This is a genomic window from Paenibacillus sp. 1SOY10, from assembly GCF_056836745.1.
In genome coordinates this window covers 226,042-249,977 of record NZ_JBXENK010000003.1, presented here as the reverse complement: position 1 = coordinate 249,977, position 23,936 = coordinate 226,042, and the positions used below count along the sequence as shown (strand labels likewise).

At 50.4% G+C, this 23,936-nt stretch carries 21 protein-coding genes; 6 read left to right on the top strand and 15 right to left on the bottom strand.

Features of this window, described 5'->3' with window-relative positions:
- Nucleotides 1–13: 13 nt before the first annotated feature.
- From AC1VOR_RS11965 to cidR, 4 genes are all read right to left on the bottom strand, one after another.
- A complete protein-coding gene (locus tag AC1VOR_RS11965; RefSeq protein ID WP_059050117.1) occupies nucleotides 14–490 on the bottom strand; it encodes a MarR family winged helix-turn-helix transcriptional regulator in 477 nt (158 codons plus the stop codon).
- 434 nt (nucleotides 491–924) lie between these two features.
- Nucleotides 925–1,701 carry a delta-lactam-biosynthetic de-N-acetylase gene (gene pdaA, locus AC1VOR_RS11960; protein ID WP_482618066.1) on the bottom strand — a complete coding sequence of 259 codons (777 nt, stop codon included), beginning with the start codon at nucleotides 1,699–1,701 and terminating at the stop codon, nucleotides 925–927.
- A 142-nt stretch (nucleotides 1,702–1,843) separates the two neighbouring features.
- Nucleotides 1,844–3,259 (bottom strand): branched-chain amino acid transporter BcaP, encoded by a 1,416-nt coding sequence (gene bcaP, locus AC1VOR_RS11955; RefSeq protein WP_482618065.1) that lies wholly within the window; start codon nucleotides 3,257–3,259, stop codon nucleotides 1,844–1,846.
- 141 nt (nucleotides 3,260–3,400) lie between these two features.
- Nucleotides 3,401–4,300, bottom strand: a complete 900-nt coding sequence (gene cidR, locus AC1VOR_RS11950; RefSeq protein WP_482618063.1) for a cidABC operon transcriptional activator CidR — start codon at nucleotides 4,298–4,300, stop codon at nucleotides 3,401–3,403.
- Between the two features lie 330 nt (nucleotides 4,301–4,630).
- Between cidR and AC1VOR_RS11945 the strand changes: the two genes are divergently transcribed.
- Both AC1VOR_RS11945 and AC1VOR_RS11940 read left to right on the top strand, forming a co-directional pair.
- Nucleotides 4,631–5,002: a CidA/LrgA family holin-like protein gene (locus AC1VOR_RS11945; RefSeq protein WP_482618321.1), complete on the top strand. Its 372-nt coding sequence runs from the start codon at nucleotides 4,631–4,633 to the stop codon at nucleotides 5,000–5,002.
- Nucleotides 4,999–5,682 (top strand): CidB/LrgB family autolysis modulator, encoded by a 684-nt coding sequence (locus AC1VOR_RS11940; RefSeq protein ID WP_482618061.1) that lies wholly within the window; start codon nucleotides 4,999–5,001, stop codon nucleotides 5,680–5,682. The genes AC1VOR_RS11945 and AC1VOR_RS11940 overlap by 4 nt, the downstream gene beginning before the upstream one ends.
- A gap of 223 nt (nucleotides 5,683–5,905) precedes the next feature.
- Here the strand turns inward: AC1VOR_RS11940 and AC1VOR_RS11935 are convergent, their stop codons facing one another.
- Nucleotides 5,906–6,880, bottom strand: a complete 975-nt coding sequence (locus AC1VOR_RS11935) for a Gfo/Idh/MocA family protein (protein ID WP_482618059.1) — start codon at nucleotides 6,878–6,880, stop codon at nucleotides 5,906–5,908.
- Nucleotides 6,881–7,356: 476 nt separating this feature from the next.
- Here AC1VOR_RS11935 and AC1VOR_RS11930 point away from each other — a divergent pair, with 476 nt between their 5' ends.
- Together AC1VOR_RS11930 and gdhA are read left to right on the top strand one after the other, a co-directional pair.
- Nucleotides 7,357–8,007 (top strand): nitroreductase family protein, encoded by a 651-nt coding sequence (locus tag AC1VOR_RS11930; RefSeq protein ID WP_482618057.1) that lies wholly within the window; start codon nucleotides 7,357–7,359, stop codon nucleotides 8,005–8,007.
- Between the two features lie 321 nt (nucleotides 8,008–8,328).
- Nucleotides 8,329–9,705 carry an NADP-specific glutamate dehydrogenase gene (gene gdhA, locus AC1VOR_RS11925; RefSeq protein ID WP_482618055.1) on the top strand — a complete coding sequence of 459 codons (1,377 nt, stop codon included), beginning with the start codon at nucleotides 8,329–8,331 and terminating at the stop codon, nucleotides 9,703–9,705.
- A gap of 83 nt (nucleotides 9,706–9,788) precedes the next feature.
- Here gdhA and AC1VOR_RS11920 read toward each other — a convergent pair whose 3' ends face one another.
- From AC1VOR_RS11920 to AC1VOR_RS11890, 7 genes are all read right to left on the bottom strand, one after another.
- The gene (locus AC1VOR_RS11920; RefSeq protein WP_482618053.1) at nucleotides 9,789–10,967 is read right to left on the bottom strand and encodes an NAD(P)/FAD-dependent oxidoreductase; all 1,179 of its coding nucleotides are present in this window, start codon (nucleotides 10,965–10,967) and stop codon (nucleotides 9,789–9,791) included.
- A 14-nt stretch (nucleotides 10,968–10,981) separates the two neighbouring features.
- Nucleotides 10,982–11,416 (bottom strand): DUF1641 domain-containing protein, encoded by a 435-nt coding sequence (locus tag AC1VOR_RS11915; RefSeq protein WP_482618050.1) that lies wholly within the window; start codon nucleotides 11,414–11,416, stop codon nucleotides 10,982–10,984.
- A 216-nt stretch (nucleotides 11,417–11,632) separates the two neighbouring features.
- Complete coding sequence (gene gltC / locus AC1VOR_RS11910; protein WP_482618048.1) at nucleotides 11,633–12,544, bottom strand: glutamate biosynthesis transcriptional regulator GltC; 912 nt, start codon at nucleotides 12,542–12,544, stop codon at nucleotides 11,633–11,635.
- A 292-nt stretch (nucleotides 12,545–12,836) separates the two neighbouring features.
- Nucleotides 12,837–14,669, bottom strand: coding sequence for a thiol reductant ABC exporter subunit CydC (gene cydC, locus AC1VOR_RS11905; protein ID WP_482618047.1), 1,833 nt, complete (start codon nucleotides 14,667–14,669; stop codon nucleotides 12,837–12,839).
- A complete protein-coding gene (cydD, locus tag AC1VOR_RS11900) occupies nucleotides 14,666–16,402 on the bottom strand; it encodes a thiol reductant ABC exporter subunit CydD (protein ID WP_482618045.1) in 1,737 nt (578 codons plus the stop codon). Before cydD ends, cydC begins: the two co-directional genes overlap by 4 nt.
- Complete coding sequence (cydB, locus tag AC1VOR_RS11895) at nucleotides 16,402–17,418, bottom strand: cytochrome d ubiquinol oxidase subunit II (protein WP_482618043.1); 1,017 nt, start codon at nucleotides 17,416–17,418, stop codon at nucleotides 16,402–16,404. The genes cydD and cydB overlap by 1 nt, the downstream gene beginning before the upstream one ends.
- The gene (locus AC1VOR_RS11890) at nucleotides 17,405–18,814 is read right to left on the bottom strand and encodes a cytochrome ubiquinol oxidase subunit I (RefSeq protein WP_482618041.1); all 1,410 of its coding nucleotides are present in this window, start codon (nucleotides 18,812–18,814) and stop codon (nucleotides 17,405–17,407) included. Before AC1VOR_RS11890 ends, cydB begins: the two co-directional genes overlap by 14 nt.
- A gap of 313 nt (nucleotides 18,815–19,127) precedes the next feature.
- Here AC1VOR_RS11890 and AC1VOR_RS11885 point away from each other — a divergent pair, with 313 nt between their 5' ends.
- Nucleotides 19,128–20,150 (top strand): ABC transporter substrate-binding protein, encoded by a 1,023-nt coding sequence (locus AC1VOR_RS11885; RefSeq protein WP_482618039.1) that lies wholly within the window; start codon nucleotides 19,128–19,130, stop codon nucleotides 20,148–20,150.
- A 79-nt stretch (nucleotides 20,151–20,229) separates the two neighbouring features.
- Here the strand turns inward: AC1VOR_RS11885 and AC1VOR_RS11880 are convergent, their stop codons facing one another.
- Nucleotides 20,230–21,867 carry a hypothetical protein gene (locus AC1VOR_RS11880; protein WP_482618038.1) on the bottom strand — a complete coding sequence of 546 codons (1,638 nt, stop codon included), beginning with the start codon at nucleotides 21,865–21,867 and terminating at the stop codon, nucleotides 20,230–20,232.
- 3 nt (nucleotides 21,868–21,870) lie between these two features.
- Nucleotides 21,871–22,653 carry an ABC transporter ATP-binding protein gene (locus AC1VOR_RS11875; RefSeq protein ID WP_482618320.1) on the bottom strand — a complete coding sequence of 261 codons (783 nt, stop codon included), beginning with the start codon at nucleotides 22,651–22,653 and terminating at the stop codon, nucleotides 21,871–21,873.
- Nucleotides 22,654–22,847: 194 nt separating this feature from the next.
- Here AC1VOR_RS11875 and AC1VOR_RS11870 point away from each other — a divergent pair, with 194 nt between their 5' ends.
- Nucleotides 22,848–23,672 (top strand): aldo/keto reductase, encoded by an 825-nt coding sequence (locus AC1VOR_RS11870; protein WP_482618036.1) that lies wholly within the window; start codon nucleotides 22,848–22,850, stop codon nucleotides 23,670–23,672.
- Between the two features lie 74 nt (nucleotides 23,673–23,746).
- Here the strand turns inward: AC1VOR_RS11870 and AC1VOR_RS11865 are convergent, their stop codons facing one another.
- Complete coding sequence (locus AC1VOR_RS11865; RefSeq protein WP_482618035.1) at nucleotides 23,747–23,923, bottom strand: hypothetical protein; 177 nt, start codon at nucleotides 23,921–23,923, stop codon at nucleotides 23,747–23,749.
- Nucleotides 23,924–23,936: the final 13 nt, after the last annotated feature.

The following is a 23,936-nucleotide window of genomic DNA, read 5'->3' as shown; positions in this document are numbered from 1 at the left end:
CACTCCACATGTTCTAGTCTTTGTCTGCTTGATTGCCATTCACTTGTATTTCCATATACGTATAGACTTGCTCCAACAGCTCGCTAAGCTGGGTACTCTTCTCTGCCCCCAAATATTCAACGAGGCCCATAAGCTCCTCGGATCGCTTCTTGGCCGTCTCGTGGAGTACGGCCCGACCCTGGTCGGATAACAGGACCCTTACCGCCCGCCGATCTTCCTCATCGTTGCGTCGCAGTACCAGTCCATGTTCCTCCAGGCTGCGAATCAGTGGCGTCACTGTGGGTGGAGCCACCTCTAACATCGCACTTAGCTCTGACACCTTCACACCGCGCTCATCCATCTCCAAGCCATGGGCAATTACGAATAAGAGCCGAACTTCACTGGGCTTATATTTCACCGATGGCGACATCATCTGCCTCATATCCAGCTTCCGGAAGCGGTGGAACGCCTTAAGCAATCTATGTGCTTGTGGATTCTCACCGATAAACAAGTGGCAAACCCCCTTTTTTTTATTTTCATTGTTTAATAATTAGCTATGCTATTATTTCGCATCCCTAATTATAAGAGGGTGAGATAGGCAAAATCAAGCGCCGTCAAAATTTGGACAATTATCGACATAAAGAAACCGCAGTTCACAGGAAAAAACCTGACGACTGCGGTCTCCCACGACTTCGTATTCTTATAGTGCTTGTTCAAAAAGTCGGGTTTACAGGACCGAAGCTTATGCTTCCGATGTGCGTTTTTTCAAAACGCTTGAGCCCCGATGAAGGCAGGGACTGAGTAGCGGAGCTACACGTTTTCGAAGAAAACGACTTCGGAAGCATGAGAGCGTGAGCAACGGAAGGCCCGGCTGAATTCAAGATTCGATGTCGAATTACTCCTCGAACTGCTTCGTTCTGGGAAGACGACTTTTTGACTACCTCTCTATAAATGCGGCTGTCCGAGTGCATCCAGACTCTTGAACTCGTACCCCTGCCGGTGTGCTTCGTCGATAATAGCGCCCAAGGCCTCTGCGTTGTCCTTCGATATGGCATGTAACAATAGAACAGCCCCAGGATGGAGCTGGGATACTACCTTCTGATAGGCATAATCGGCACCCTTCTGGGCGTTAACGTCCCAATCCTTGTACGCAGCCGACCAGAAGACATTAATGTATCCGAGCTCCCGAGTGACTTGCAACGTACGCTCACTGAAAATCCCCCGTGGCGGACGAAGATAGATCATCTCCGTTTGTCCCGTAACCTGGGCAGCAGCGCTCTTCACTTTCTCCAATTCCTCCCGAATTTGTTCATCCGAAATGGTGGTCATGTCTGGATGACTCCACGAATGGTTCCCAATCAGATGGCCTTCCGCCCTCATCCGCTTCAGCAGCTCAGGCTGTGTCTTGACATAATGACCCGTCACGAAGAAGATAGCTGGCACCTTCTTGGCCTTCAAGGTATCCAGAATAGGCGCAGTATACCCGTTCTCATAGCCGTTATCAAAGGTAAGGAAGAGCTCCTTGCGTGTTGTATCACCAAGAAAGATAGCTCCGTTCTTGTCAATGATATCCTTGAAGCCTTCTTCGTTAATGGAGGGCATCCGTCCCTCGACACTCTTCTTGAATCCGAAATGGTGAGCAACATCAGCCAGGGCTGAAGCCGGAGCTCCCTGGCCAAGCAGCAAACCGGCCAACAACGAGCAAATCAAAGCAAGTTTCAAAGTTGGCGCTCCCTTCACATAATATCGCCCATACTATTTGCAGGAGAGGACTGAAATATGCAGAAAAATCCCCTGCCACGCCGCCGGGAACCCAAGTCTCGAAGGCAGGTAGAGGATTTCGCTTAATTCAACTTATACACATTTATTTTCCAGCCTTGCGACTGGATTCTCCTGACAGTCCGCTATGCTTATAACCATAGCTAAAATAGATAGCCAGACCAATGGCCATCCAGATCAGGAAGGCAATCCAGGTAATACCCGGAAGACTGATTAGCAGGTAACCACAGGTTACCACGGCGAGCAGTGGAATCCACGGCACCAACGGCACCTTGAAGGAACGCTTCAAGTCTGGCCGCGTGCGACGCAGGATAACGACACCTAGTGAAACGGAAATGAAGGCGAACAACGTCCCGATGCTGACCAGATCAGCCAACTTGTTCAGTGGAATCAAGCCTGCAAAGATCGCAACCACGATTCCCGTCACCCAGGTGCTGCTCGACGGCGCTCCGGTCTTGGCATTCAGCTTGGCCAGCCGCTTAGGCAACAGGCCGTCACGGCCGATGGCATATAGCAGCCGAGTTTGTCCGAACAAGAGCACGAAGAGTACGGTAGTAATCCCTACCATTGCCCCGAGTGAGATAAAGCCTGCTACCCAGGTTTGATTGATATACTGCAAGGCGAAAGCAACCGGATTCTTTACATCCAGCAATTGATAAGGCACAATCCCGGTCAATACAGCCGTCACCAGCACATAGAGAATGGAGCAGATGACCAGCGACCAAAGAATACCGCGGGGTAAATCCTTCTGCGGGTTCTTCACTTCTTCGGCGGCTGTCGCCACCGCATCAAAACCAATATAAGACAGGAAGGCCGTCGCTGCCCCCGTCACCACCCCGCTGAAGCCAAACGGCATAAACGGCTGCCAGTTGCCCGGCTTCACGTAAAATGCGCCTACAACAATGAACAGAATGATAACGGCAATCTTGACGATAACCATAATCGAGTTCAACCGGGACGACTCCTTGGAGCCCCGGGAGACGATGAAGGTTAACGTCAGCACGATCAGAATAGCCGGAAGGTCGATATATGTCCCGTTGGCCGGGTCAAACGCGCTGCTGATCGCCGGAGGTATCGTAAAGCCAAAGCCCGCTATCAATCCCTGGAAATAACCGGACCACCCACTGGCCACCATAGAGGCGGCAAAGCCATATTCCAGGATAAGATCCCAGCCGAGAATCCAGGCAATCAATTCACCGAAGGTTGCGTAGCTGTAGGTATAGGCACTCCCTGAGACCGGTACCATGGAAGCAAATTCGGCATAACACAAGGCGCAGAATGCACAGACAATTCCCGCCAAGGCAAAGGATAGGATAAGTCCCGGACCGGCATGCTGCGCCGCGGCGACGCCCGTCAGTACGAATATCCCCGTACCCACCACGCAGCCTACTCCCAGCATGGTGAGGTCAAACACGCCCAGTTCCTTCTTCAAGCCGCCGGAACCGGCCGACTGCTTCTCCATAAGCATGGAGGCAATCGATTTTTTTCGTAAGAAGCTCATGAAATATCTGTCCCCTAATGTCAATTTTAGCAAGTCATTTCGCTAATTATAGGCACCCTTCCTGAATTGTACAAGTAACCAACTCACATTTTGTATGTCAATATTCAAACAGAACTGCCAGACACACCCAGTCACAACTACTTAGTTCTCCTCATCCCGGGGCAGCAAAACTTCTCTGGCAAAGCGAATCCATTCCCGAGTAGCGAAGGAAAGATAACGATCATCGCGCCATACAATGCCCAGCTTCCACGGGATAACTGGCTTGACGAGCGGAATAATTCGTACATTCTCGTCATCAATTTCGCGGCAAATCGTCTCGGGCAGCAGGGTAATGCCAAGCCCTACCGCCACCATTTCACTGATCAAATCCCATTGTGAACTTTCATAAATAACATGGGGCTGAAATCCGGCCTTGGCACATTCGCTAATAATTCGGTCATGCAATGTAAAATCCTCGCGAAACAGCACAAACCCATCCTGCGCTAACTCGGCCAAATCTGCACTGGCCTGCTCCGCCAAAGGGTGAGTAGGATGTACCACCAGATTCAACTTCTCCTCCACAAACGGGAAGTAGCTTAGTTCTTCCTCTACGGTAGGCAGTACGGCCACGCCAACATCAAGAGCTCCGCTGGCCACCCCCTGCTCTACCTTTTTCGCCCCATCTTCAAACAATTGAATCGTAATTTCGGGATAGCGCTGGTGAAATTCCCCGATAACCTTAGGGAAAAAGCTGGAGCCTACCATAGGAGGTAGTCCAATGCGGATATGTCCCTTTTTCATATTTCGCAAATCATCAAGTTCTGCCATCAGATTCTGGAAGGAGGTGACGATCTGCTGAGCCTGCGAGACGATAATCTGTCCTGCGTCCGTCAGCTCGATCTTCTTGCCGACCCGATCAAACAGCACCACACCCAGTTCTTCTTCCATCGCCTTCACCGTCTTGCTAATGGTTGGCTGAGTGATATACAAAGCTTGGGCGGCCTTCGTAAAGCTTCCTAGCCGAGCCACTTCAATTAGATATTGCATTTGCCGAATATCCACAGCCTTGCACTCCTTTATAGAGGTTGTTCAAAAAGTCGTCTTTCCAGAACGAAGCAGTTCGAGGAGTAAATTCGGGCGTCGAATCTTGAATTCAGCCGGGCCTTCCGTTGCTCACGTAGATCTGTCTACGCTCCGCTACTCAGTCCCTAGCTTCATCCAACCTTCTTGGTCCTGAAAACCCGACTTTTTGAACACACACTATATACGTATTATGTACCCATAACCAAATGGAATGCTAATCATTCGGTATATTCATTTTACTCATGAAAACAATCGGTGTAAGATTTCATTACCAACCATAAACAGAAAGGAGTTGCTCCCATGCATCGAATGAAAATGATTGGCAACATCATCCTGCAAGTCAGCATCCTGTTCTTTGTCTCCATTGCCATGAACGCTATAGCGGAGCTTCTCCACTTACCGATTCCCGGTTCGATTCTGGGAATTGCCGTATTATTTCTCCTCTTGAAGACGAAGGTCGTCAAGCTGTCGTGGATTGAGAAAGGCGCCAACTGGCTGTTGGCCGAGTTGTTGCTCTTCTTCATCCCCTCCGCTGTCGGCGTGATGCAATATATTCCCTTGCTCGAAAGCGAGGGCCTGCGGATTTTGGTCGTTGTGGTCTCTAGCACCGTCATCGTGATGGTCAGCTCCGGGCTTATCGCCTCCCGCATCGCCAAACGAAAGGAGCGTCATACCTCATGATTATCGGTCTCTTATGCCTTATCTTTACATTGGTCGTTTACCGCTTGTCCACCCGTTTGTATAAAGTCCGGCCGAGAATATACTTCTCCCCCCTGCTAGTGACCCCTGTCGTACTCGTGGTCGTCCTGCTGTGGGCAAAGATTCCTTACGAAACCTATCATTCCGGGGGCAAATGGCTGAGCAATATGCTCCAGCCCGCCACTATTGCCTTTGCCATACCGCTTTATAAATACTACAACGTATTGAAGAAACATGCTGTGGAAATTTTCATTAGTGTGTTGAGCGGATCGATGGTCGCCATGTTCTCATCCGCCTTACTGGCAGAATGGATGCATCTGGATAGTGAACTGATTACCAGCCTGATTCCCCGCTCCGTAACGACGCCAATTGCCATGAGCGTATCGCAGGTTATCGGTGGTGTGCCCAATATTACAGCGGTCTTCGTTATCTTGACCGGACTTCTTGGCGCCATGCTGGGACCCTGGGTAATGAAGCTGTTCCGTATTGAAGGAGAGGTAGCACGTGGCGTTCTGTTCGGCACCAGCGCCCATGGCACCGGTACCTCCATCGCCTTCGAATTGAGCTCACTCACCGGCACTATCTCCAGTATCTCCATGATTCTGGCTGCTTTGTTTACGCTTGGTGTAGCACCTCTGATGATATCGTTGTTGCATTTCTAACTTCAGGTTTCTCCTAAATTTAAATAGATGATTTCTCTTCGGCTCCCGCCTTGTGTTGGGGGCTCTTTTTTTTAAAGTCATTGTCCAGTTAATGTAACTGTTATACGAATATTGGGTTATAACTGCACTGGATTGAACAGCATGAACAAGGCTCCTTTTCCGTAGTGGAAAGGAGCCTTGTATGATTATTGACTTGGTGGTAGTTATGCACCCATTTTCTCTATTAATTCAATCTCACAGGCAGGCCTGTAGAAGCCGACTCCAACGCCGCACAAGTGACGCGCTGCGTCTCTACAGCATCGGCGTAATCCGACAGGATTCTGGACGTATCCCCGGTGCGCAAGGCATGGATGAATGCCTCCGTCTCCGCTACATAAGGATTGTCCTGCATATGATACGTCGTTTTCTGGTCGGGAGCCGTCACTTCGAGTTGCTGCGACTTCCAGTCCAGGATTCCCATATCCGTATATAGATGCAGTCCCACCTCGTGCACTCCGCCCGGCAAGATGCAAGTATTGGATACTGTCGCTACCGCTCCACTCTTCAGCTTCATCGTCACCGTTCCCACATCAGGAACAGTTACGTTGTCATGCACTTCATGCATCAACCGGCTGCCAAAGGCGGCGTATACTTCCTCAATCTCTCCTGCCGTATAGCGCAGCAGATCGACGATATGTGTAGTCTGCTCCACGAACTGACCACCCGAGCCTTGCAAATCTCTCCACCAGGCTACCTGCGGCATATCCCCCATCCAGGTTCCCAGCGCCATACCGATGGTCCGCCCCTCCAAGGTCTCCTTCATCTTGCGAATCGATTCCCTGTAGCGCAAATGGTAGCCTACTGCATGGATCAAAGGTTGTTGCTGCAACTTATTCAAAATGCTCAGAGGCGTGTCCAGATCCGTAGCCAGTGGCTTCTCAACAAAGAAGGGGATGCCCCGTTCAATCAATTGAGCCTCGATCTCGCCATGTGCCATAGGAGGAACACAGATGTAGACAGCATCCAGCTTCTGCGCATCCAGCATATCCGCCAAGTTGCCAAAGCCGATGGCTCCCGGATAACGGTCTGCCAGGGCCTGCGCCTTGGCTGCACTCGTTCCACATACAGCTTTGATCTGGACCCCGTCCATCGCGGCCAAGTTATCTCCATGCACCTTGCTGAACCAGCCTGTGCCAATAATTCCGATATGTAGTGCCATATGCCATCCTCCTTGTTCATGACTGCGTTTTCTTACCTCCTTAAGATAACGGTTCTTCCTCAGAAGCTCAAGCCTCTATTGCTTAAACCTGATTACTGCAGCGAAGAGTGAAAAAGTAGAATGTGCGTTCAAGTTTGCTGAAAATTACTTGGTTTAGGGGAATTCGGGAGCCAGAATTTAGGTTTGCGCAATTCTGAATCATTAGCAGGAATTCCTCCAGCTAAAACTTTGGGGTTTCACGATTCCAAGCAATTAACTGGAATTCCTCCATATAATGTGGCTCTCATCGCCCGAAATAAGTTTAATCCGCAGATTTATAGGGAGATTTTTCAGCTAAACCTCGAAAATCAGTCGATTCGGGCAAGTTAGCAGGAGGATTTCCCACTCGTACACCCGTTTGCTGTAACAACCGTTAGGATTTATACTGAATGTTGGATAACCTCTTAGATAAAGATATAAAGAAGGGTGGAACCCAGATGAACTCTACAAATCAACTCAATCTGAATGACTTCCATACTGTACTCCGAGAGCGTCATGCTGTACGTGTCTATGACCCCTCGGTAAAAATTCCGCGCGAGGAACTGCGGGAGCTTATAGAGCTTGCCACATCTGCGCCCTCTTCCTCCAACCTGCAGCCATGGCGCTTCCTGATTATCGATGAACCAGACCTCAAGCAGAAGCTGCTGCCCATCACGAATAACCAACAGCAAGTGGTAAATTCTGCGGCAATCATCGCTGTTCTGAGTGACCTTCGTTCGTTTGAACAAGCAGACACTATTTATAGTCAGACCGTGAAGCTTGGGGTAATGACGGAGGAGATCAAGAAGACCAATCTTGAACGAATACAGAAAAATTATGGCGATATCGGACCTGAGCGACTGCATCAAATCAATTTGCTTGACGCAGGACTCGTCTCCATGCAACTTATGCTACTCGCTAAATCCAGAGGATACGATACCGTACCTATGGGCGGATATAATCCCGAGCTATTTGCCGAAGTCTTTGAAATTCCCGAGACTCTGAAGCCAACGATATTAATCGCAATCGGCAAGGCCGCCAAGCCGGCGAACCCTTCGCCGCGCCTTTCCGTAGATGACGTAACCTACTGGAATTCCTTCGATAAGTAATCCAATCACACTCAACGAGCTCAGTCTTTTATTGACTCAACACCTTCAAGGGCACGTCACCATATCTTACGATATGGGGCTGCCTTGGGGGTGTTTTTTGCATCCTTCTAGAGGTTGTTTAAGAAGTCGTCTTCCCAGGATGGAGTTGTTCTAAGAGAGTATAGACTTTGCACTTTACATAGTTCATCTCAATAGATCATCAACTTGATCTCAATTTAGCTTTGTTTAAAGCTTACATCGATATTACAATAAAGGTCATAATTATCGTGAAAAGGTGAACGTACTCATCTTCATTTTGCACAGAGAAAGGTGGAGCTTGGCATGTCGATTACGCAGCAGCGCGAAGTGAATTTGGACAGCGCGCGCCATTATGTAGAGCAAGTGTATCAAGCGGTACAACAAAGAAATCCGGGGGAACATGAATTCCATCAAGCCGTTAAGGAGATTCTTGATTCACTGGTTCCTGTGTTCGCGAAGCATCCGAAATTTCAGGAGCAAGGCATTCTGGAGCGTATCGTTGAACCAGAAAGATTGATTACGTTCCGTGTGCCATGGGTCGATGATCAAGGCAAGGTACAGGTCAATCGTGGCTTCCGCGTCCAATTCAGCAGCGCGATCGGACCCTACAAAGGGGGCCTTCGTTTCCACCCTTCCGTGAATGCAAGCATTATCAAGTTCCTGGGCTTCGAGCAAATTTTCAAGAACTCCTTGACCGGTCTGCCGATTGGCGGCGGTAAAGGCGGCTCGGACTTTGATCCCAAAGGAAAATCCGATCTTGAAGTCATGCGCTTTACTCAAAGCTTCATGACCGAATTATCCAAATACATCGGTCCCGACACCGACGTTCCTGCGGGAGATATCGGCGTTGGTGCCCGGGAAATCGGCTACATGTTCGGACAATACAAACGCCTTTATGGTAATGAAACTGGCGTACTGACAGGCAAGGGCTTGCCTTATGGCGGCAGTCTGACCCGGACAGAAGCTACGGGTTACGGACTGGTCTACTTTACAGCGGAGATGCTGGCCAGCCGGGGTGAAAGCTTTGTAGGCAAAACCGTGGTTGTGTCAGGCTCGGGCAACGTATCGATTTATGCGATTGAGAAGGCGCAGCAATTCGGTGCCAAAGTTGTAGCTTGCAGTGATTCGGGCGGTTATATCTACGATCCTAACGGCATTAACCTCGATACGGTTAAGCGGTTGAAGGAAGTAGAAAGAAAACGGATCAAGGAATATGTGAATGAGCATCCGACTGCCGAGTATGTGGAAGGCTGTCGCAGCATCTGGAGCATTCCTTGTGACATCGCTTTGCCTTGTGCAACGCAGAATGAAATCGATGAAGCCTCAGCCAAGCAGCTTGTAGCTGGTGGAGTCAAATACGTAGCCGAGGGCGCAAACATGCCTTCGTCTTTGGAAGCGATCGAGGTGTACTTGAAGAACGATGTATACTTTGGACCTGCCAAAGCCGCCAATGCCGGGGGCGTAGCTGTCTCCGCTCTGGAAATGTCCCAGAACAGTGCAAGACTCTCCTGGACCTTTGAGGAAGTTGACGACAAGTTGAAGGATATTATGAAAAATATTTATCGTAACAGTGTCAATGCTGCGGAAGAATACGGTCATGTGGATAATCTCGTAGTCGGCTCCAATATTGCCGGCTTCCTGAAGGTAGCCAATGCCATGCTCGCACACGGCATCGTGTAGTTAATATAGCCTTTTGTTCAAAATAAGGGCCATCCTCCATGTAGATGAATACTACAGGAGGATGGCCCTTTAATGATATAAGCTTAATATGCCAAGGCATCAAGCGCGTGGATATGAGACAGATAGCGAATGTTGCTCGCTTCCTTCATTAGTGTAGCTGGCAACCCGCGCAATTGCGTGTTGTTCGCACCGACCGTTGCCACGGCATCCTTACGGCCCAGGCTCGCCAGCGTGCCCGAGTTTACGGGATGGAAATCTTCTAATGCTTTACCTTCAAGCTGGGCGAACAGGTTATAGCCGATCAGCTCGCCCATTTGCCAAGCAATCTGGGCGGTTGGTGGATAGGGACGACCGTCTGGTCCCATATACACAGCACTATCGCCAGCCACGAATACGTCAGGATGGGATATGGATTGCAATTGGTCGTTGACCGAAGCCCGACCGCGGTTAACTTCCAATCCCGATTGCCCTACCAGCGGATGACCTTGCACGCCGCCCGTCCAGACAAAGGTATTGGCGATTACTTTCTGCCCATCCTTCAGATCGATAGCATTTCCTTCTACGTTCGTTACAGGCAACCCTGTCAGGAAAGTAACTCCACGCTTCTCCAGACTGGCCGTTGCTCGCTGAATCAGTACATCCGGCAACACTGGCAGAATTTTCGGACCAGCTTCCACAAGCAACAGCTTGATCGCTTCGCGTGGAACGCCGTATTTCTTCGTCAGCTCCGGCAGTTTGTCGGCTATCTCTCCGACCAATTCTACACCCGTCAATCCGCCGCCACCGATCAGAATAGTAGCATCGGCCTCATTGCCGGATACCGCATATTCACGAATACGTGCTTCAATATGGCTGTGAATTTTCCCGGCATCCTTGGCCGATTTCAGTACCATACTATATTGCTCCAGCCCAGGGATGCCAAAATACGCCGTGGTACTGCCCAGGCCAACCACCAAGGCGTCGTAGGATAACAAGGTACCGTCGGACAGCTTAACCTCCTTGTTGTCTACAGAGAAGCTCTCTACCTTGGCGATTCGCAGATCAATATCCTTGCCCTTGAACAACTTCTCCAGCGGCAACGCTACAGCACGTTCAGACACACTGCCTGCCGCCAGACGGTGAAGCTCGGTAATAATCTGATGCGTCGGATATTGATTCACTACCGTTACCCGCGCTTGTGACTTATCCATATATTTGCGAACGGTCAAAGCGCTAAGCACTCCGCCGTAACCAGCACCCAAAATCAAAATATGTTTTGACATCGTCTTATCCCCCGTTATTTTTGTTGGCTATCCCGTTCACCGGACACTTGCAGATAAGCGTTCATAAAGCGAAATAGCTTCTGAGCTTGCGGATCCTTGAGCATCTTCATAAGCCCAAACAGGCCGATTGTCTCTTGACTAGCTTCCGCCCGGTCTTTGGCCTCGATAACATTCGCCGCGACTTGCTTCACCTTGCCTACAGCCGGTCCGGCCACTTCGGAAAACCCGCCGACGATATCATTCTTCAACACTTCATCGGTGGCTACCGATTTAGCAAAATCATAGGTTTGGGTCAGCGCGCCCAGCATCTCATTAATCTTGGGAAGCTGTTCTACCAGTGCATTCAGCGACTGCTGCACCTCTGGCTTCAAGAGCTGCTCGAGCAACTCCTGCTGGCCGGTAGCGGTTACACTCGGCTCGATCTTGGATTCTGTAATCGTTTCTGACATATCCCATTCTCCTTTAACATAGTGTAGGGACTAGCTGGCCGAATCGTGAATCAGATGCTTCTTCTTACGATATATCCTAAAATGTGGCAAGCTAGTGAAAAATTGCACATCTAAAAACGCAACAATCATGTAACAACACGTTTAAAATTGTACCATAAAATTAACAAAAAAGAACCGTGAAAGTGATATTTTTCACGGCACCTAATTATTTTTATATTATTTGTATGCATTAAGACCCAGTTCTTGCGGCGATACCAGCTTTAAGAATTCGTAAAATAGCTTTTCGGTAGGCGATAACTCCCGGTTGATGGGGATAATGACCCCGACGTCGCGAATGACCTCCGGCTCTTGCATCGGCAAAGACACAATGGAGGAAGGAATATGTTCACCAAGCGCAATTTCCGGCAGCAACGTTAACCCCAAATCGGCGGACACCAGCCCCTTAATCGCATCCAGATCATCTCCCTCAAAGGATACCTTCGGCTGGAAGCCTTCTTGCTCACACGCCTCCACGACGATTTCCCGCAAAATAAATCCCTGCGGAAACAGTACAAAACCATCGTCCTTCAGGTCGCTAAGCTTGATGGAGGCTCGGCCAGCCAGGCGATGTCCTGCAGGCAGGAGCGCCTTGAACTTCTCCCGGAAGAGCACTTCACTCTTCACCTGCGGCTCCTTCTTCGGAACCGGCCCCATCATCGCCAGGTTGATCTCACCACCAATCACCCCATCGAGCAATTCACGGTATGATCCATGCTGTAATTGAAAATGCACCTGCGGATGAAGGCGGCGGAAGGCCGACACGACGGAGGGGACCATATTGGCTGCCAAGCTGCTGGGGAACCCGATTCTCACCGTCCCGCGCTCCGGGTCAAGATATTCATCGATCTCCTGACGCGCATGCTCAATGAGCTTCATGAGCTGTTCCATATGCCCCAGGAACTGCCGACCTACCGGTGTCAGCTTCACTTTGCGACCTTCATGGACGAACAAGTCTACGCCAAGCTCGGATTCCAGCTTGAAGATTTGCCTGCTCACCGCCGACTGCGATACATGCAGCGCATACGATGCCTCCGTAACGTGCTCCAGCTTGGCCGTTTCGATAAAATATTGAATTTGCCGTAGCTCCATTTCCTTCACCCCCGCATGCTCATTTTACTAATCTATGGTCTGACCCTAGCTCTTCCTGGATTATTCCAAGTCCGTTCGGATTCTAAACAACTTTACATTGCATGTAAATAGTTTAAATACCATTATATCGACTTCATCCGGGAAACGGAAGCCAAGAAAGCGATTTCCCTTTTCTTGGCGGAAATGAGTACGTTAAAAAGGCGATGCAGGGTTTCCTTCCTGCACCGCCTTTTTAAGATAAAGAAATCATTAAGTATCTAGTTAAACCATTCGCCCGTTTAGCACTAGCGTCCTAGCCTTCAGGACGGTCCAACCGGTAGAGATTACGGTATCTTGGCTCCTTCTCCAACAGCTCGGCATGAGTGCCACGCATGACGATACGGCCATGCTCCATAAAGATCACTTCATCCATCTGCTCCGCACCCACCAGATGATGTGTCACCCAGATTAGCGACTTGCCTTGCGTCGTACGGAAGACCGTCGACAACAGCTCACGCTCGGTACGGGGGTCAAGCCCGACCGTAGGCTCGTCCAGAATCAGCACCGGCGTATTCTGAAGTAGCACGCGAGCCAGGGCTACACGCTGCCGCTCTCCGCCGGAGAAGCGTTGTCCTGTTTCGCGCATCTGCGTATCCAGGCCCTTCGGCAGAGAAGCGATCAGTGGCCCAAGCTGCGCGGCTTCCGCAGCTTGCAGCACTTCCTCGTCCGTGGCCTCGCCCCGGCCAAGGCGGATATTGTTCGCCACCGTTGTGTCGAACAGGTGGGGGCTTTGGTTCAGGACGGAGATGACCTCCGGCATCCGGTCCCCCCAGGCGGACGCGGATAAGCCATTAATCATCACCGTCCCCGCACTTGGGGCAAGCGCCCCCTGAATCAGCTTCAGCAGCGTCGATTTACCAGCGCCGCTGCGCCCGATCACCGCCACCCGCTTGCCCTGCGGGATGTCCAGCGACACGCCGTCCACGGAGGCGGCGTCTTGCTCGGCGTAAGCGAAGCGTACGCCATCCAGGCGCAGCGTAGCTGCGCTTGGTGCAGGCGCAGCGACCGCCAGGCCCGCCGCGGTGGGCCCCGGCGAGGCTGAACGTGCCACCTCGCCGTCAAGACGGCCAGGCGAGCTCGCGTCGCCACGGCCTGCCAAGCCCGGCTCGCGCGTTGCCGCAGCAGCCTCGTCGCCCCCGCCCGCGATGCGCGCGAGGCGTTCCAGCGACACGCGGTATTGCGGCGTGCGCTCCACCGCCTCCGAGACAGGCAAGAAGGCGTCTGCCAGCGGGAAGACGGTCAGCACGAACGCAGCGATCAGCGTAACGTCTATATGCCCTTCCAGCGCTTGGCCACCCGCCCAATACACCATCGACACCGCGATAAGGCCCACGATAAGCTGGCCTATCAAGCTGCGCCAACGCGCCCAGGCCCGCAGACGGCGGTCTTTGCGAGCCACCGCTGCCTCATCCTGCTCATAGGCGGCGAGGAACTCCGCAGAGCGTCCACTGATCATCCAATCACCTATGCCCATTACAGCATCAGTCAAAGTCTGATACAACCCATTACGTTCCCGTTTCACTTCCTCGTTCAAACGACGTGTCAGCCATAACGAGAAATAAGGGAGCAGGAAGACCAATACGAACAGATAACCCGCCAGTAGCAAAGCAAACGTAACGTCGAACACGCCCATGGCAATCACAACAGCCGCATATAGAATAAGCGCTACTACGCTTGGAAATACGGTACGAATATATACATTCTGCAATTGCTCAATATCGTCAGCCAGCGCGCCCAGAATATCTCCCGTCCGATAACGCGAACGCAAGAACAAGGCCTGAGGTTCCAACACACGGTACAAGCGTACCCGCATCCGAGCCAGAATTCTCAGCACCGTATCATGCCCCACCAACCGTTCGACATAGTGAATGACCGCACGGCTGATCCCAAAGGTCCGAACCCCTACAATCGGTACGTAGACAAGCAAGATATTATAAGGCTGTAGCGCTGATTTGGAAATCAGAAACCCGGAGGTAAACATCAGCATCGCAGCCGCCAGCAGTGTTAGCGTACCCAGCAGCAAGTAGAGGGCAAAGCGCCCGCTGTAGATGCGAAAATAGGGCAGAATCCAGGATTGCCGGTTCATATAATCTCCTCCCGCTGCGCTGTGACCATAGCATAATAAGCTCCCTGCCGGGCCATCAGTTCCTCATGGGTACCTGTCTCCGCCACACGCCCCTGCTCCATCACCACTATCCGGTCCATCTGCCGCATCCAGTGGAGCCGGTGCGTAGCCAGAATGACCAGCTTCCCTTCAAATAAAGGCAACATCTCGCTCTTCAATTCATATTCCGTTTCAATGTCCAGATGAGCGGTTGGCTCGTCGAGCAAAATAATCGGCCTGCGGCTTAGCAGCGCACGAGCCAAGGCTACACGTTGCTCCTGACCGCCGCTCAGAGAACGGCCTCCGCCACCGATCGGTTCATCCAGCCCCTTGGGCAGACTATCCACCAGTCCTCCCAGCCCTGCCGCAGTTGTCGCACGCGCTACCTCCGTCAGAGAAGCGTCTGGAGCGTTAAAGCGAATATTTTCGGCCAACGTATGACTGAAAATGTAGGGACTCTGCGGGATATAGGTGATTTGCTGCCGCCAAGCGGTCGAAGTCAGATCGCCAAGTTGTACCCCGTTCAGCTCAAAGCCACCGGAGCTAGGACGCAGGAAGCCACCAAGAACGTCGATCAGGGTTGACTTGCCTGCTCCACTCTCGCCGATGATACCTATCTTCCCAATCCCGGTAAAAGCAAGCTCTACTTCCTCCAAAGAAGACTTTCCGCCTTCTTCATGAATCACGCCTATCCCCTGCAAACGAAGCTCACTCTCCTTCGTCCATGCGGTTACGGCTTCCGGCGGCACGGCCGAGGAACGAACTGCTTCCTCCACCCCGGCCGCCACAATCGCATTCATCGCTTCCCCCGCTTCCTTCCCGTCCAGGGTCGCATGGAAATCTGCACCAACCATGCGGACCGGCAAGAAGTATTCCGGTGCCAGAATCAGCACGGTTAATGCAGGCAGCAGGACCATTTCCCCATTTACCAAACGCAGCCCTAAGCTGACCGCCACCGAAGCAACTGACAGCATCGTGAAGAAATCCAGCGCGAAGGAAGAGAGAAAGGCCACACGTAGCGTACGCATCGTTGCTGATCGGTACGAGTCGCTCACCTTCGCAATGGAAGCCTCATGAGCCTTACTGCGACCCAGGAATCTAAGCGTCTCCAACCCCCGTAACGAATCAACAAAGTGATTGGACAAGGTACGGTACGATTTCAACTGACGTTCCGTCTGCTTGCGGGCGGCCAGTCCAACCAGAATCATGAACACAATCAGAATAGGCATCGTAATCAATAGAATAATGCCGGAACCCACATCCAGCATAGTCACATAAGCCAGCACCAATACCGGTGTCATGCCGGTTGCCAGCATTCGTGGCAGGAATAGCTCCAAATAATTACGATACTTGGTGACGCCCTCCAGTACCAGCGTAACCAGATTCCCCGTGCCTTCCTTCCCCGCAAAGCGTGGGCCCAGCTCAAACAGCTTGTCCAGCACCTGCTTGCGCAGGTCGCGCCCCGTCCGTTCGGCAAAGGAATATGCCGTCTTCTGCTGCATCATTCCGCATAATTGTCTAACGATAAAAGCAAGCAGGAACAAACCGGCCCCGCCGGCTTGCTCCTGCAGCTTGGCTCCGGCAAACAGGGCGGAGATGATCTCCGCCAGCCATTTAGCCTGCCCGATAATGGCAACACTTTGAATCAGAGTCAGCAAGGCCATGATCACCATGACCGGCTTGATGCCTTGAAGTTTCATTAAACCACGGCCCATTAATATTCCAAATGCTCCTTCTCATGTACACGTTTGTGAAATACGAAGTAACTCCAGATCTGATAACCGAGCACGAACGGCAACAGGCTCAAGGCCACAATGGTCATGACCTTCAACGAGTACTGGCCGGACGCAGCATTATGGATCGTCAAGGAGAAGGCTTCGCTAATCGAGCTAACCATCACACGCGGGAACAACCCGATAAATACCGCCGAGATCGAGAGTGCAATCAGTGTTCCAGTCATCCCGAAAGCCCAGCCGTCCCGCTGCTTGGCAATGAAGTAACCTGCCAGCAGAAAAGCTACTACTCCCAGTATAGCCACAACACTTAGCAAAACGCCACGAATTTTAAATACATCGGTCTCAAAAAAGGTCAGCGTTCCGAAGATAACCAGAATAACAGCCAGTGGAATCAACAGCTTGCCCGCCAATTTATTGGCCCGTTGCTGCAAGCTGCCGGTCGTCCGCAAAGAGGCGAACAATAAGCCATGTACGAGACACATCATAACTACGGTAATCCCTCCGGCCACCGTATACAGGTTGACCATATCGAACAGGCCAGCGCGCATCTCCATATCTTCGCCAATTGGCAAGCCCTTGAGCATCCCGGAGAACACGACGCCGAGCAAGAATGGCGGCAGCAGACTGCCGAAGAAGATCGCGGCATCCCACGTGGTCTTCCATTTCTGATTACCCACCTTACCCCGGAATTCAAAGGCAACGCCCCTTGCAATCAAGGCAAGCAGCAGCACAACGAACGGCGTATAATAACCGCTGAACATCGTAGCATACCAATTCGGGAAGGCGGCAAACATCGCCCCGCCTGCCGTTATCAGCCATACCTCGTTGGCATCCCAGAACGGTCCGATGGAATTAATAAGTACCCGGCGCTCCATGTCGTTTTTGGCCAGAAAACGCGTGCTCATTCCAATCCCGAAGTCAAAGCCCTCCAGGAAGAAGAAACCGACAAACAACACAGCCACCAACACAAACCACAGCTCATTAAGAGACAACATGATAACCCTCCTTACCGAACGGGTCTTCCGAAGTTTCGGAGCCGTCACCTTCCTCGTCATTGGGTCCTTTCTTGATGACCTTGACGAACAAGTAAGTCATTACAGTACCCAGCACAGCATAGATGGCTGTAAAGGCAATCAGCGAGAATAGAATTTGACCTCCGGTAACCGCTGGCGAAATACTATCCTTCGTCTGCATCAGCCCGAAGACCGTCCACGGCTGACGCCCGATCTCTGTCATAATCCAACCCGATGTGTTAGCGATGAACGGCAACGAAATCGACCACAACATAATGCGATAGAACCATTTGTTAGGACGATCCAACTTCTTGCGCCAAGCCAGATACGTTCCATACATACCCAGCACGATCATCAAGCTACCGGCTGCGACCATAATGCGGAAGCTCCAGAAGGTCGTCCGTACGGGAGGAATATAATCTCCAGGACCATAACTTTCTTCATATAGAGCCTGCAATTCGTTCATGCCCTTGACCTCACCCGTGAACTTGCTGTAGGACAAGAAGCTTAACAAATAAGGAATCTTGATTTCAAAATCATTCTTCCCTCCATCCGAATCGATATGAGCGTAAATCGTCCATGGTGCCGGATCTCCGGACTCGCCCCATAACCCTTCCGTGGCAGCCATCTTCATCGGTTGTGTCTCAACAAGGTATTGTGCTTGTTGATGACCAAATAACGCAGTAGCAAACGATGAGATAAGCGCTACGATGATAGCAATGTTGAAGGACTTCTTGAAGAAGTCAGCATCCTGACGCTTCATCAGCTTGTAGGCACTGACACCGGCAATCATAAATGCCCCGGTAGCAAAAGCCCCCAGCACGGTATGTGGAAATTCCACCCATAGTTGTCCGTTACCGATCACGGCAAAGAAATCATTCATCTCCGCCCGTCCATTATTGATCTCAAATCCGACCGGACGCTGCATGAAAGAGTTAGCCGCCAAAATCCAGAACGCCGACATCATCGTTCCCAGAGCTACCAACCAAATACACAGCAAATGGACTTTCTTCGACAAACGGTCCCAACCAAAAATCCATAGTCCAATAAACGTCGATTCCATAAAGAAGGCAAACAGCGCCTCCACCGCAAGTGGTGCACCGAACACATCTCCTACGAATCTGGAGTAATCCGACCAGTTCATCCCGAACTGGAACTCCTGGAGAATCCCCGTCACGATTCCTACCGCAAAATTGATAAGGAACAGTTTTCCCCAGAACTTGGCCATCCGTTTGTATTGTTCTTTCCCTTTCACCACATACATCGTTTCCATAATCGCGATCAGGAGTACCAGACCGATAGACAAGGGAACGAAGAAGAAATGAAAAATCGTGGTGACTGCAAACTGAAGGCGTGCAAGCATAACCGGATCGAGCATTTCTTTCCCTACTTTCTAATAATTATTATCTAATGTGAATTCTATCACCAGACAATAAAAACGAACGCAAAAATTGCAATAATTTTGTGACAGAAATCACATGACAAATGTCACACTTGTCTGAAGTTACGTGAGAGCCGCGCCATTCCAACGTTTTTCAGACTGCTTTTACTTATGACATTATTGTGAATAACCTGTCTTCGTTGGCCTGCTAAACCTAACTAAATGGTTCGTTAAAAAACAAGCTTGCATAAATCGTCCTTTTATCTGATAATAATTATCATTATCATCAAATTATAGGGGAGACTATGTCATGAAGAGAAATGCGAAATATGCGTTAGCCTTGGCCCTGCTGCTGGGACTAACTCTCATTGTGGGGGCGTGCGGAAGTAAGGATGCAAATACGCCAGCCACCGGAAATGAAGCCAGTTCTGTCGGCAATACTGCCGGGGAACAAAACGCGGACCAGAATACTGCTGAACCAGAAGCTACCGAACGTGAAGTGACCGACGGTCTCGGGAATAAGGTGACTGTACCTGCTAATCCGCAGCGCGTCATAGCTTCTTACCTGGAGGATCACTTGGTAGCCTTGGGCGTTACGCCTGTAGCTCAATGGTCCATTGGCGATGGTACCTCCTTGCAGGCTTATTTGCAAGGTTCGCTCAAAGACATTCCACCGGTTCCATTCGATCTTCCTTTTGAAGCGGTTATGAGCTTTGATCCTGACTTGATCATTCTGGACAGCGCAGAAATGGCCTCCGGCGACAAGTACGAGCAGTATTCCAAGATCGCACCGACGTATGTCGTTGGATCAGAACAAAACAACGACTGGCGTAAGGAATTACTGGCCATCGGAGATGTGTTGAACAAATCCGAGGAAGCACAGAAGGCACTGGATGAATATGAAGCCAAAGCAACAGAAGCCAAGGAGAGCATTCAGAAGGAACTTGGCGAGGTATCGGCTGCCGTCATCTGGATGACAGAGAAGAATAACTTCATCGTTAGCGAGAAGTTGTCCAGTGGTGATGTCATCTACCGTGATTTGGGTATGAAGGTTCCGGCGCAAGTGCATGAAATTTCTGAAGCCGCTGAAGCCAACTGGAACCCGATTGCCAAGGAGGCACTGGCAGAGCTGGACGCAGACTACTTATTTATTATCAATGATACTGCGGTTACGAAGGAACAAATGCAAGCCGATCCAATCTGGTCGGGTATCCCTGCCGTCAAGAATGGACATGTCTATGAGAAGGCGAGAGATTCCAGCTGGTTTTATACCGGTGTAATTGCGAACACTCAGATTATCGATGATACGTTGGACAGCATCATATCCCAATAGCAAGAATTAAGTTAAACAGGCCCTTACCGAAAGAAGCTTCGGTAGGGCCTGTTTTATTTTTGATATGGATTAGTTTCGGCTAATTGGCTACCACAAAGGCTTTATGCCATCCTACCCAGGTTCCAGCAATCAGCAGCACACCATAGAGGATACCACCGTAAGGAATCTGCAGAGCTGCCAAATGCAGCAGGGCCAGAATCCCAAGGAACAACAGCAATCCGATAATTCGCACCGAATCACTCTGCTGCATGGACTCGAAAGGGGCCGAGAACGGTAGCCTTTTGCCCATGACCAGGAAGCTGATGATCGCATAAAACTGTAGAGCCACTCCCACAATAATCAGGTCGGGTAGAATATCCGCACCAAGTAACACCATGAACACAATAGACTCCAAAATAAATAAAGGAAGCATCAAGCGAATAAGGCAAGCCAATAGCGTGCCTTTGTAGACAGGAGCCATGTTCTCCAGCGGAGCGGTATGATAAATCCAGGCGGCCTTATACTGACTGGAGAAACCCAACATCTTGATAATCGTTGGCAGCATCATACCGCTGAAATAAATCAGCAGATAAATCCGAGACCCTCCCGAGCTTAAAGCCCTCAAATCAAAATTACCGGAGAACAAGAAGATAAAGGGAAAAATCGTTGAGAAACCTAGCGTTGGATACACCTTCAACTTGAAATCCCGTTCCGTCCCCAGCATCGTCCAGGCAAACCGGAAAAACGCGCGTTCTTGGGGCGTTGAGCATATCAACCTAGCCATGCGTCCTACCATGCCTACCCCTTTAGATCCGCTACGCGAATCGGGTTCCGCCAGCTTTTGCAAATTTCGCTCCAGAGCTGGCATCAGTTTTAAGTAGGCCAGGAAGGCGATCAGCGGAACCACCACGGACAGCACAGCCAGGAAGACGAAAGAATTCGTAGCCGTTCCCGGTTGCAGGAGTATCTGGAAGGCGGAACCTGTCCAGACAGGCGGTAGCAATATCTGCCACCAGTCAGGCTTAAAGGTGATGTCCATCGCGGTGATGTCGAATAAACGAATTAATACCTGATAGCCAATCGTGATCGTAATGGTCAAGCCAATCTGTACATAATTGATAATATCCTTTAGCTTCTCCCCATCGAACAGACGCAGTACCGTTAAGTACAATAAAGCCGTCAGTACGACGATGAGCAGATTCATCAATAACAGTTCCAGCAAAAAGATCAGGAAGAACAAGATTCCATGCTTCACCAGGCCTACCGCCAGAGGAATAATAGCAATAGCTCCGGTAAGAAAGAATAGATAAATAAAAATATGCATCGTTTTGGCCATTGTAATCGTCCGTCTATTTACCGGCTTGGTCGCCAGTATATTGCGGTCCCGGATATCCAGCAGCACGGTCGAGAAGTCGGAGATCATCGAGGTCATAATCATGAACATCATAATACCGAACAACAAGCTGGTATGAAAAATATAATTATCCCCCGCCAGCAGCAGTACCGAGCTAAACCCACCGAACAACACATACAGCCACAATGAGCGAAGGAATTGATTGCTGTCATCTGGTGTCTCCTGCTGGTTCTTCTTCGATTTGTTAGACAAGACGGGGACTCTCCGCGCATCCATGGTCAACTTGACCTGAAGTATGCGCCGCATGACGGTATAATCAACACCCATCCACTCAAATAGACCCGCAAAGCGATCAAGCACACGCAGCGTTCTCATCTCTTTCATCCGCTACACCTCTTGAACGATGGATACTAATTGGGCGGCGATATCCTGATGATCGTTGAACCCCGTCATCTGATTAAAGATTTGCTCCAATGAGCCCTCTTGGCTGCGTTCCTTCAATTCCTCGAAGCTGCCGTCCGCCATAATACGCCCATCATCCAGCAATACAATTCGACTGCTGATCTTCTCGACCACGTCCATAATATGTGAGGAATAGAAGATAGCCTTGCCCTGCTCCGCCAATAAAGCCAGCATCTCCTTCACGACCATCACACTGTTCGCATCCAGGCCACTAAGCGGCTCGTCCAGGAACAACACGTCGGGGTTATGCAACAAACTGGAGGTCAGCAGCACCTTCTGGCGCATCCCCTTGGAGAACGTAGAAATTCGGCTGTGGAACACATCCTCCAGACCAAAGACATGAAGCATACGACGTGCCTTACTCTCCGCTTCATCGGCAGTTAGTCCATACAACTCACCGATAAACGTCAAATATTCGCAGGCCGTCAAAGTATCGTACATTTCCGCAATTTCCGGCACATAACCAATGCGTTTTTTATAATCAACGCCGCCCTCTTTAGGGTTTTGCCCAAACACGAGCACTTCGCCGCGGTACCCTTCCACCAAGCCAAGCATAATTTTTACTGTCGTGCTTTTGCCTGCCCCGTTCGGGCCGATATAACCGATAATTTGTCCAGGATACACTTCAAGGTCGACGCCATTCAGCACCTGCTTGCTTCCATAGCTCATTTGCAAATCAACCAGGCGAATGACCGGTTCTCCACTCAGCTTCGTCAAGTCTTTCAGCTCCTCTCGTCCTTCCTATTTTACCATATCAAGTCAGCAAATTCGGTAGGCTCACTCCTGTTTGGAATGATTTGCAAACCGATATTGACCGTGTTATACTCACATCGCAAATGGGTGGGGACCGCTGGGTCTTAACCATCCACTGTAAATTCTGTACATAAAAAGGAGTGTTGCATATGCAATTCGTCACTTTGAATAATGGTCTTCGCATGCCGCAGCTCGGCTTCGGTGTATGGAAGGTACCTAATGAAGAAGCGGCTGCCGCCGTGGGCACAGCATTAGAAACAGGCTACACCTCTATTGATACAGCCATGATTTACCGTAACGAATCCGGAGTTGGACAAGCCATTAAGGATTCGGGAATTGCTCGCGAGAATCTATTCATTACGACGAAAGTATGGAATGCAGACCAAGGGTATGATCATACGCTCCGCGCCTTTGACGAAAGTCTGGAGAGACTGGGGCTGGACTATGTAGACCTTTATCTGATTCATTGGCCTACTCCAAAATTTGATCAGTATGTAGATACATACAAAGCACTGGAGCAACTGTACCGGGATGGACGCACCAAAGCCATTGGCGTGTGCAACTTTGAGATTGAGCACTTGGAGCGTTTGATGAGTGAAACGGAAATCAAGCCAGTACTCAATCAGGTTGAATGCCATCCCTATCTGGCGCAGAACGAATTGAAGGCTTTCTGTGCCAAGCACGATATTTTCGTAGAAGCCTGGAGCCCGCTCGATCAAGGCGGAGAGGTGCTTATGGATGAAGTGGTTCAGCAAATCTCCAAGGCTCATGGCAAGACGGCTGCTCAGGTTGTGCTGCGCTGGCATTTGCAGAATCAGACCATCGTTATTCCAAAGTCCGTGACTCCATCTAGAATTCAAGAGAATCTCAACGTCTTTGATTTTGAGTTGACTGCCAAGGACATGGAGCAAATCAACGGTTTGAATAAAAATCGTCGCAAGGGCTCCCACCCTAACGATATGCACGTGCGTTAATCCATAGTCACAAAGCGGGCTGCTGAGGATGATTCCCCGGCAGCCCGTTTTTTTATTCCACGCCAGCAAGACTTCTATCCCTCGTACAAATCCTTTCCGGTAATGAATTCATCAAGGGTCTCTCCATTTTCGCTACGGTGGTTCTTCATTTGGGCTTTTCGGCCATTCCTGGCTTCTCCACCATTATCCTCTGTGGGAACATCGCCATTATTGCTGTTGCCTGGGATTGGCTTATGCTGATCATGCTTCATGATTTGCTTAACC